Genomic DNA, 10,277 nt, shown 5'->3' on the forward strand with positions numbered 1-10,277 from the left:
CGCGTCCGGGCCCGGGTGGCCGCGGCGGCCGCGGCTGCTCCCGGCAGCCGCAGCCCGCCCCGGCCCGGGGTGAGGGAGCCCAGCACACTCGCGTGCCGGGCGCCGGTGCACGCCGGTACGGTGCCGGGCAGCCCGTGGGCGGTCAGGAACCCGAGAACAGCGAAGGCGTACGCCTCCTTGGCCGCCGACGGCAGCCCCAGCGTGTCCGAGCCGCGCACCGGGACACCGCCGAGGGCGGCGCGCAGCCGGGCCATCAGGACCGGGTTGCGGGTGCCCCCGCCCGAGGCGACGACCTCCGTCGCCCCCGCCGACCGCACCGCGTCCGCCACCGTACGGGCGGTCAGCTCGGTGAGGGTGGCCAGCAGGTCCTGCGGCCGGAGGGGGCCCCGCCCGTCCAGGGCGGCCAGCAGGTACGGCAGGTGGAACAGCTCCTTGCCGGTCGTCTTGGGCGGCGGCGCCGCGTAGTACGGCTCCGCCAGCAGCCGCCGCAGCAGCTCCGCGTCGACGGCGCCCCGGGCCGCCAGGGCGCCGTCCTCGTCGTACCGGAGCCGCCCGCCGGTGACGTGGTGCGCGGCCGCGTCGATCAGCGCGTTGCCGGGACCCGTGTCGAAGGCGAGGGGCGCGCCGGGACCGGCGGCCACCGTGAGGTTGGCGATGCCGCCGAGGTTGAGCGCGACCGGCACGCCCGGGCGGCCGCGCAGCCACATGACGTCCACGAGGCTCACCAGCGGCGCGCCCTGGCCGCCCGCGGCGACGTCCCGGGTGCGCAGGCCCGAGACCACCGGGAGGCCGGTCGCCTCGGCGATCCAGGCCGGTTCGCCGAGCTGCAGCGTGCCGTGCACCCGGCCGTCCTCGACCCAGTGGTGGACGGTCTGGCCGTGGGACACGATCAGGTCGGCGCGGCCGCCGCACAGCTCGCGGCAGGCCCGTACGGCGAGGGCGGCGAAGGCCTGCCCGATGCGCGTGTCCAGCGCGCAGACGTCCTTCATGGTCGTCGCCGCCGGGGGCAGCGCGGCGGCCAGGGCGGCCCGCAGCTCTTCCTCGTACCCGGCGCTCACCAGGCCCAGCGGGCGCAGGACGAGGGTGTCCCCGTCGAGGGCCAGATCGGCGGCGGCCGCGTCGACCGCGTCGTACGACGTGCCCGACATCATCCCGATGACCCGCATGGCGCTCCTCCCGTCCGTCCAGTCGTCAGTCGCGCAGGGCGCGGCGGTAGTCGTCGCCGCGCAGGGTGGCCAGGGCGAGGGCGCTCACGGCGCAGGTGGCGGCCACGTAGTACGCGGGGATGTCGATGTCGCCGGTCCGTTCGACCGCCTCGGTGATGAGCAGGCCCGCGCAGCCGGAGAACACCGCGTTGGAGAGGGCGTACGCCAGCCCCAGGCCGGTGTAGCGGACGTGCGTCCGGAACATCTCGGCCAGCATCGCCGGGCCCGGGCCCGCCATCAGCCCGACCACCGCGCCCGCCGCGACCACGGCGAGGCCCTTGGCGGCCGTCGGGGCGGCCGGGTCCTGGAGCAGGTCCAGCAACGGGAAGGCGAGCAGCACGGCGAGGACGGCACCGGCCACCATGACCGTCCGCCTGCCCACCCGGTCGCTCAGCGCGCCCGCCGGGAGGATGGCGGCCGCGAAGCCCAGGTTGGCGAGGACGGTGGCGGTCAGGGCCTGCTGGAACGTGGCGTTCAGCGTGGTCTGGAGGTACGACGGCAGGACGACCAGGAAGGTGTAGCCGGCCGCCGACCAGCCCATGAGGCGTCCGGCGCCCAGCGCCACCGCCCGGACCGCCTCGCGCGCGGGAGCGACCGGCGGAGCGGCCGGCGAGGCGTCCGCGCCGCGCCGCTCGCCGCGGAACGACGGGGTCTCCTCCAGCCGGAGCCGCAGCCACAGCGCCGCGAGTCCCATCGGCAGTGTCAGCAGGAACGGCAGCCGCCAGCCCCACGCGTGAAGCTGCCCGGACGACAGGAGGGCCGCCAGCAGGGCGGCCACGCCCGCGCCGCCGAGCAGGCCGAGCGCCACCGTGAACGACTGCCACGCCCCGTACAGGCCCCGCCTGCCGGGCGGCGCGAACTCCGTCATCACGGAGACGGCGCCGCCGAACTCGCCCCCGGCGGACAGCCCCTGCACGACGCGCAGGAGGGTGAGCAGCCACGGCGCCGCCGCGCCCAGCGTCGCGTACGTCGGCAGCAGGCCGATCAGCGTGGTCGCGCCGGTCATCAGCAGCACGGCGAGGACGAGGGCCGGGCGCCGCCCGGCGCGGTCGCCGAAACGGCCGAAGAGCGCCGCGCCGAGCGGGCGGAAGAAGAAGGCGAGGGCGAAGGACGCGTACGTCCGGACGAGCGCCTCCGCGCCCCCTTCGCCGCCCGGGCTGAAGAAGTGGGCGGCGATGATCGTGGCGAAGTAGCCGTAGACCCCGAACTCGTACCACTCGATGAAGTTCCCCACCGAGCCCGCCACCAGCGCTCCGCGCGAGCGCGGCGGCGGTGCGGTGACCGTCCCGGTCGCTTCGGTCACCCCAGTCGCCTGCCTCTTCATGACTGTTCGTTACATCACCGCGGCGGACCGCTGTCAACGACGTCAGCGGGGCGGTGCGGCGAACCGGTCGAGCAGCGCGTCCAGCCCCGCCGCGAGCCCCTCCTCGCCCGCCCGCTGCGCGAGGGCGGGCGCCGCGGCGCGCAGGCGGGGCAGCTCGTCGGCGGGCATCCGGTGCAGCCCGAACCGGATCGCCGGCTCGGGCTCGTCGGGGGTGTCCACCACGGCGGTCAGCTCCACGAGGACGTACCCCAGCACCCAGGCCGTCACGGCGCGGTACGCCAGCGGCGCCCGGTCCTCCGCGACCCCGGAGCGGGCGAGCAGTACGAGGACGCGCTCGTGGGCGCGCAGCACCGCCCGGGGGCGGCGGGACAGCGGCACCGCCAGCATGCGGGTGGCCAGGAGCGGCACGACCTGCGGATGGCGCAGCGAGAGCCGGTGGATGCCGAGCGCGGTGCGGTGGAGCTCGGCGCGCCCATCCGCGTCCGGGTCCGCGTCGGCGGGACCCAGGGGCCCGAGCGCGTCGAGGAGCTCCGCGAAGAACGCCTCGACCAGGCCGTCGAGCAGGCCGTCCTTGCCGGCGGCGTACCGGTAGAGGGCCATCGCCTCGACCCCCAGCTCGGCGGCGAGCCGCCGCATGCTGAGCGCGGACAGGCCCTCGCGGTCGACCAGCGCGAGGGCGGTGGCGAGAACGAGCTCCCGGCTCAACCGCCCGCGACGGCGCCGCCCCGGTCCTGCCTGCTGGGGCATGCCATGCCTCCGGGGGTTCCCTTGACCCTCCCGACATACAGGGGCAAAGTGTCCATATACGTCGTAAATATAGCCTGTATGGGCGTACCCAGGTCCTGTGGAGGCGAGAGAAGACCAGCGGCAGGTCACCGTGGAGACGATCACACGCCACACACGCCACAAGAAAGGGCTCACGCCCATCGGACGTACGAGCCGCCGTGTGCACCGCCTGATGGTCTGCTACATCCTCTTCGTGATCCCGCCCACCGTCGTGTACCTGACGGTACCGTCGCGGCACACCAGCATGTGGGCGCTGGTCGGCCTCGCCGGCGTCGCGGCGATGCTCATCGGGATCCGTATCCACCGCCCCGCCAAGCGGTGGCCGTGGCTGCTGCTCGCCGCCGCGAACCTCACCTTCACCGCCGGCGACACCACGTACAACATCCTGGAGGCGGTGTACGGCCAGACGAACCCCTTTCCCTCGCTCGCCGATGTCTTCTACCTCTCCACCTATCCGCTCTTCGCCGCGGGCATCTTCGGTTTCGTCCGCGCCCGTTGGCGGGGCCGCGACCTCGCCAGCCTGCTCGACGCGCTCATCCTCACGTCCGGGCTCGCCCTGCTGTCCTGGGTGCACCTGATCAACCCGCTCACCGTGGCCGAGAGCGAGACCTGGGTGCAGCGCGCGGCGGCGATCGCGTACCCCCTCGGTGACGTGCTCATCCTGGCCATGGTGGTCCGGCTGCTCACCCTCGGCGGCACGCGCGAGCGGTCCGTGCAGCTGCTCGCCCTCGGCACGGTCGGGATCCTCACCTCCGACGCGCTGTACGGGCTGCTCCAGCTCCAGGGCACCTGGCAGGTCGGCACCGTCATGGACCTCGGCTGGGTGGTCTTCTTCACCGCCTGGGGCCTCGCCGCCCTGCACCCGTCGATGGTGCGGCTGACCGAACGGGTGCCGCAGCCCGGGCCCGGCATCGCCAAGCGGCGCCTGGCCGTCCTGGCCGGGGCCTCGCTCATCGCGCCCGCCGTGCTGCTGTCGGAGGCCCTGCTCGGCAGCGTGCGGGACGCCGCCATCATCGCCGTGTTCTCCGGCGTCATGTTCCTGCTGGTCATGGCCCGGCTGTGGGAGCTGGTCTCGGAGCACCGCAGGGCCGTTACCCGGGAGCGCAGCCTCCGCCTGGCCGCCGCCTCGCTCGTCGGGGCCGTCACCCCGCAGGATGTCGCCGAGTGCGTCGAGGGCGCCGCGGACGCGCTGTTCGGCGAGGGCACCCACCACCGGTCGGTCCTCCTCGTCGTGGACGCGGACGGCAACCTGCGGCCGGTGTCCACCCCGGAGCACCGATGGGTGTGGGAGCTCGCCCCGGAGCCGGGCCCGCCGTCGGAGCGGCCGTCGGACCCGCTGGGGGGACGGCCGTCGGAGCGGCTGTCGGAGCCGGCGCCGGAGCCCGTCCCCGTACCCGGCCCGGGCCCCGACCCCACGACGGCCCCCGGCCCCCCGCTCGACGACCACGACCGCCACGACGACGGCGGCAGCCGCGTCCCGGCCCCCCTCACCGGCGGCACCCGGCTCCTCGACACCGCCGAGCTCGGCCCCGACGCCGCCACCGCGCTCGCGCCCTCCACACGAGCGATGCTCTGCCCGCTCGCCCTCCAGTCACCCGACTCCCTCGAACCGGCGATGGGCGCCCTGCTGGTCGCGGGCTCCGCCCGGGAGCTCGACCAGCTCGCCGTGTCCGTCGAGTCCCTCGCCTCGCAGGCCGCCCTCGCCCTCGAACGCGTCGGATTCAGCGAGGAGATCAACCGCCGCAGGAGCGAGGCCTACTTCCGCACCCTCGTCCACAACGCCTCCGACGTCATCCTGATCCTCGACGACGACGGCACCGTCCGGTACGCCAGCCCCTCGGCCCAGGTCATGTTCGGCACCCTCGTCGGCGCCACCCCGCTGATGCGGCTCGTCGACCCCCGGGACCACGAACGCGCCTTGCGCGCCCTCGCCCGCGTACGCGACGAGGACTCCCGCGACGCCCACGACGACTGGCGCGTCCTGCGCGCCGACGGCGAACGGCTCGACGTCGAGGTCCGCTGCAGCAACCTCCGCCACGAGCAGACCGTGCACGGCATCGTGCTGACCCTTCGGGACGTCACCGAGCAGCGCCAGCTGGAGCGGGAGCTCACCCACCGCGCCTTCCACGACTCGCTGACCGGCCTGCCCAACCGGGTCCTGCTGCTGGAGCGCATCGAGCGCTCCCTGCTGCGCGGCCGCCGCGACGCCACCCTCACCGGCGTCCTCTTCGTCGACCTCGACGACTTCAAGGTCGTCAACGACATGATGGGCCACTCCGTCGGCGACGAACTCCTGGTCGCGGTCGCCCGTCGGCTCACCGGCGCGCTGCGGCTCAGCGACACCGCCGCCCGGCTCGGCGGCGACGAGTTCGCCGTCCTCATGGAGGGCGCCAAGGCCCCGGAGGACGCCGACCGGCTCGCCGCCCACATCGTCCAGACCCTCGGCCGGCCGTTCCGCCTCACCAGCGGCTCCACCAGCGTCTCGGCCTCCGTCGGCGTGGCCACCGCCGCGGACGGCGAGGAGGGCGAGGAGCTCCTCGGCCACGCCGACCTGGCGCTGTACGCCGCCAAGACCGCCGGCAAGCGCCAGTGGCGTCGCTACCGCCCGGACTTGCACGCGGGCATGGTGGAGCGCCACGAACTCCAGGAGGGCCTGGACCGGGCCATCACGGAGGAGGCGTTCGCGCTGCGCTACCAGCCCATCCTGGAGCTGGTCAGCGGCGAGGTCACCGGCTTCGAGGCGCTGATCCGCTGGCCGCACAGCCACCGCGGGCTCGTCCCGCCCGACCAGTTCATCACCCTCGCCGAGGAGACCGGCCACATCACGGCGCTCGGCGCCTGGGTCCTCCAGCGGGCCGCCGGCGACATCGCCCGCTGGCAGCGGGCCCGGCCCCGGACCGACCCCCTCTACCTCAACGTCAACGTCTCCGCCCGCCAGTTCCTCGACCCCTCCTTCGTCGACGACGTACGCCGCGTCCTCGACACCTCCGGCCTGGCGCGCGGCTCCCTCGTCCTGGAGATCACCGAATCCGTCCTGATGCGCAGCGACGAGCACATCAGCACCGCCCTGCGCACCCTCAAGGAGCTCGGCGTCTCCATCGCGATCGACGACTTCGGCACCGGCTTCTCCTCGCTCAGCTATCTGCGGGAGTTCCCCATCGACGTCCTGAAGGTCGACAAGTCGTTCATCGACGACATCGTCACCGACGGCCAGCAGGTCGCCCTCGTCGAAGGCATCGTCCGCATCGCCGACGTCCTCGGCCTCCAGGTCATCGCCGAGGGCATCGAGAACCCCGGCCAGCGCGACCTGCTCGCCGCCATGGGCTGCCGCCACGGCCAGGGCTACCTCTTCGCCCGGCCCATGGCGGCCGGCGAGGCCGAGCGGTACCTCCTCGTGCCCCGGGACCCGTCCGAGCAGCGCAAGGGACTCGCCCCCGCGGGCCGTGGCCCGGCCGGCGCACAGCTCACCCGCTCCGCCATCCGCGCCGAGCAGCGCATCGGGGACCTCGGCCACCTCCAGAAGACCAGCAGGATGTGCGACGCCGTCATCGACGAGGTCCACGGGCGCCGGATCCGCATCGGCGACCACTGGCTCGTGGACTTCGCCTCCTGCAACTACCTCGGGTTCGACTTCGACCCCGAGATCATGGACGCCATCGCCCCCTCCGTACGCCGCTGGGGCACCCACCCCAGCTGGTCCCGGCTCATCGGCAACCCCCGCCTCTCCACCGATATCGAGGAGCGGCTCGCCGATCTCCTGCGCGCTCCGGACACCCTCCTCCTGCCGACCATCACCCTCATCCACGGCTCGGTGATCCCGGCGCTCGCGGGCGGCGGACTGGTCTGCGTCGAGGCCCGCGCCCACCGCACCATGTACGACGGCTGCGTCGTCGCCCGCGGCCAGGGCGCCTCGGTGCAGCGCTTCCACGCCGAGCAGCCCGAGGAGCTCGACCGGCTGCTCGCCACCGCCCCGCCCGGCGTACAGCGCCTCGTCTGCCTCGACGGCGTCAACAGCATGACCGGCAACCTCCCCGACCTGACCGCCCTCGTCCGCGTCTGCCGCTCCCACGAAGCCCTGCTGTACGTCGACGACGCCCACGGCTTCGGCGTCATCGGCGAGCGCACCCCGGACGAGACGTCCCCGTACGGCTCCCTGGGCAACAGCATCGTGCGCCACCTCGGCGAGAGCTACGAGGGCGTCGTGATGGTGGGCGGCCTGTCGAAGGCGTACTCCTCGCTGCTGGCGTTCGTCACCGCCCCGCCCGACCTGAAGGCCCATCTGAAGGTCGCCGCCGGGCCCTACCTGTACTCCGGCCCCTCGCCGGTCGCGTCCCTCGCGACCGCCCTCGCGGGCCTCGACGTCAACGAGCGGCGCGGTGACGCCATCCGCGCCGACCTGTACCGCAAGACGCACCGCGTCCTCGACCACATCCGCGCCATCGGCGTCGCCACGCCCAGCACCGACGGCCTCCCCATCATCGAGGTCCCGCTCGCCGACAGCTGGGACCTCGACGCCGTCGGCGACTTCCTGTGGGAGCGCGGCATCTACGTGACGCTCGCCGCCTATCCGCTCGTCCCGCGCAGCCAGGTCGGCTTCCGCGTCCAGATGACCGCCCTCAACACCGACGAGCAGATCGACCAGCTCAACGCCACGCTCACCGACCTCGCCGACCGCTTCCCGCTCAAGCAGGCAGGCGCCCGCGCCGAGCCGGACGGCGTCCTGGGCGGGTGGCGGGCGTGAGGCCGGGACCCGGGGAGCGCGCCCCCGACCCGCGGTTCGACGACGGGCAGGTGCCCCACTACCGGGGGCCCGGGCCCCGGCACAACCGCGAAGCGGACTGGGACCGGTGGCCGGTCTCCGCGTACCTCACCGAGAACTACCGGCGGATGCACAGCTCCGACGCGACGGTCCTGCGCCACCACTGCGCCTTCTACCGGCGCCTGCCGGCCGACGGTGTCGGCCGCTCCCTGGAGTTCGGCGCCGGGCCCAACCTGTACCCGCTGATGCCGGCCGCCGCGGTCGTCCGCCGCATCGACGCGCTGGAGCCCGGGGCCGGCAACGTCGCCTACCTGGCCGGGCAGCTGGAGCACCCCGACGCGAGCTGGCAGACCTTCTACGCGCTGTGCCGCGCCCTCGACCCCAGGCTCCCCGCCACACTCACCGAGGCCCTGTCCCGGGTCCGCGTCCTGCACGCCGACGCGACGGCCGTGCCCGAGGGCGCCTACGACCTGGCGTCGATGAACTTCGTCGCCGAGAGCGTCACCGAGGACGCCGACGAGTTCGCCGAGCTGTGCGGCATGTTCATCCGCTCCGTACGGCCCGGCGGACACCTGGTCGCCGCCTTCATGGAGAACATGCCGAGCTATCAGATCGGCGGCGGCCTGGTCTGGCCGGCCTTCCCCGTCGACACGCAGACCGTCCGGCGGGTCTTCGCCCCGCACACCGCGCACCTGCGGGTCACCCGGGTCGACAAGGACCCGACCCTGCCCGACTACGGGGACACGGGCATGGTGCTGCTCCAGGCGGTACGCGCCGACTAGCGCGGAGCTCGGCCGGCAGGCGAAGCTCGGCGGGCAGTGCCGAGGCGGCCGCGGGCTCAGGTGAGCAACTCCTCGTAGAGACGCGCGTACTGGGCCCCGAAACGCTCCGGTGCGAAACGCTCCTCCATCGTCGCCCTGCCCTGCTCCGACAGCACCTGCCACCAGTGCGGGCGCTCCAGCAGCTGGCGCAGCAGACGGCCCGTGCGGCGCGCGTCGCCGATCGGCGCCCGCAGCACCGTGTCGCCGAGCGCGGCGAACTCCGGATGGTCGCTCAGGATCACCGGGCGGCCCGTGCTCAGCGCCTCCAGGACGGTCAGCGGGATGTCCGTCCTGCCGGTCAGCTCCCACGGCACGTGCAGCAGCAGGTCCGCCGACGCCACCAAGGACCGCATGTCGTGGACGTACCCGAGGACCTCCACGTCCCGCAGCCCCTCGCGCTCCGCCAGGCCGCGCACCTCCTCGTCCAGCGCCCGCGCGTCCTCCCCGGGGCGGGCGCGCAGCGCCAGCGTCAGCCGGAAGCGGGCCCCGGCGCGGGCGGCCACCGCGGCCGCCCGTACGGCCTCCTCGGCGCCACCGCCCCGCCCGTGACACCCGGTCACCAGCACTTTCGGCGTGGTCCCCGTCGGACGCGGCATCAGCGGCCACTGGTCCAGCCGCACCACCGGGGGGACGACCACCACCGGGCCGAATCCGGCGGTGCTCAGCTGCCGCGCGGTCGCCGACGACAGCGCCACCGTCCGGCCGAGCGGCCGCGCGCGGCGCAGCAGCCGTGCGTCGTGGACGCCGGTCACGGTGTGGAGCACCGGCCGTCCGGCGAGCAGCGGCGGCCACAGCCGGGAAGACTGGGGGTAACCCTCGCCGATGGTCAGGACCGCGTGCACGAGGTCGGCGCGGCGCGCCAGTACGGCGGCGGCGACGGAGATCTGCAGGCGCTGGCGCGGCCGTGGGACGCCGTCGAGGGACAGGACGGGCACCGCACGCCCGGGCGGGACGCGGGAGACGGTCCTGGGCGCGCCGCGGGGCGGCCAGCGGGTGAACCAGGTGAACTCCACGTCCGGCACGGCGTCCAGGAGGACGGCGGCCAGTTCGGTGTCGGCGTCGTCCCGCCCGTCGAGGGGTCCGCCGGTGAGCAGGAGGACGCGCGGTCTGCGGGCTCTAGCGTCCATGGCCGGGCTCCCTCCCCGGCAGGACGGCTGGGCGGTCGGACCGCGCGCCGGTCTCCTCGACCCCGCCCGGCGCCGAGGGCGGCGGCGCTCTGGTGATCGGCGACGGGCGGGGCGGCTCGGTGGGTGGGCCTGGAGCGGTGGGTGGGCCGGGGGCGGTGCGTCGGCCGGGGACGAGAGGCCGCCCGCCGTTCCCGGTCCGGCGGTGTGGACACCGGACCCGGGACGGGCCCGCCGCGGGACCCGGGCCCGCCGCCG

6 protein-coding genes are annotated in these 10,277 nt (G+C 74.7%); 2 read left to right on the forward strand and 4 right to left on the reverse strand.

The annotated features are described in order from the left end of the window. The 3 genes from ABZX67_RS32730 to ABZX67_RS32740 all read right to left on the reverse strand — a co-directional run. Nucleotides 1-1,166 (reverse strand): anhydro-N-acetylmuramic acid kinase (locus tag ABZX67_RS32730; protein ID WP_355368263.1); only part of this gene is annotated, 1,166 nt, incomplete at its 3' end. Nucleotides 1,167-1,191: 25 nt separating this feature from the next. Beyond that, complete coding sequence (locus ABZX67_RS32735) at nt 1,192-2,508, reverse strand: MFS transporter (RefSeq protein ID WP_355368266.1); 1,317 nt, start codon at nt 2,506-2,508, stop codon at nt 1,192-1,194. 63 nt (nt 2,509-2,571) lie between these two features. Continuing rightward, on the reverse strand, nt 2,572-3,276 hold the full coding sequence (locus ABZX67_RS32740; RefSeq protein ID WP_355368269.1) for a TetR family transcriptional regulator: 705 nt from the start codon (nt 3,274-3,276) through the stop codon (nt 2,572-2,574). Nucleotides 3,277-3,475: 199 nt separating this feature from the next. Between ABZX67_RS32740 and ABZX67_RS32745 the strand changes: the two genes are divergently transcribed. Both ABZX67_RS32745 and ABZX67_RS32750 read left to right on the forward strand, forming a co-directional pair. After that, nucleotides 3,476-8,056, forward strand: a complete 4,581-nt coding sequence (locus ABZX67_RS32745; RefSeq protein WP_355368272.1) for an aminotransferase class I/II-fold pyridoxal phosphate-dependent enzyme — start codon at nt 3,476-3,478, stop codon at nt 8,054-8,056. A gap of 50 nt (nt 8,057-8,106) precedes the next feature. Beyond that, nucleotides 8,107-8,856, forward strand: a complete 750-nt coding sequence (locus tag ABZX67_RS32750) for a class I SAM-dependent methyltransferase (protein WP_355368278.1) — start codon at nt 8,107-8,109, stop codon at nt 8,854-8,856. Between the two features lie 56 nt (nt 8,857-8,912). On the opposite strand, the gene ABZX67_RS32755 is transcribed toward ABZX67_RS32750, so the two are convergent. Beyond that, nucleotides 8,913-10,022, reverse strand: a complete 1,110-nt coding sequence (locus tag ABZX67_RS32755) for a glycosyltransferase (RefSeq protein ID WP_355368275.1) — start codon at nt 10,020-10,022, stop codon at nt 8,913-8,915. Nucleotides 10,023-10,277: the final 255 nt, after the last annotated feature.

This window comes from Streptomyces sp. NPDC003036 (assembly GCF_040611175.1).
In the GTDB taxonomy this organism is placed as follows: Bacteria; Actinomycetota; Actinomycetes; order Streptomycetales; family Streptomycetaceae; genus Streptomyces.

Excerpts from the sequence above, each read along its gene's own strand:
- ABZX67_RS32755 (WP_355368275.1), bottom strand. The coding sequence starts at position 10,022 with ATGGACGCTAGAGCCCGCAGACCGCGCGTCCTCCTGCTCACCGGCGGA.
- ABZX67_RS32740 (WP_355368269.1), bottom strand. The coding sequence starts at position 3,276 with ATGCCCCAGCAGGCAGGACCGGGGCGGCGCCGTCGCGGGCGGTTGAGC.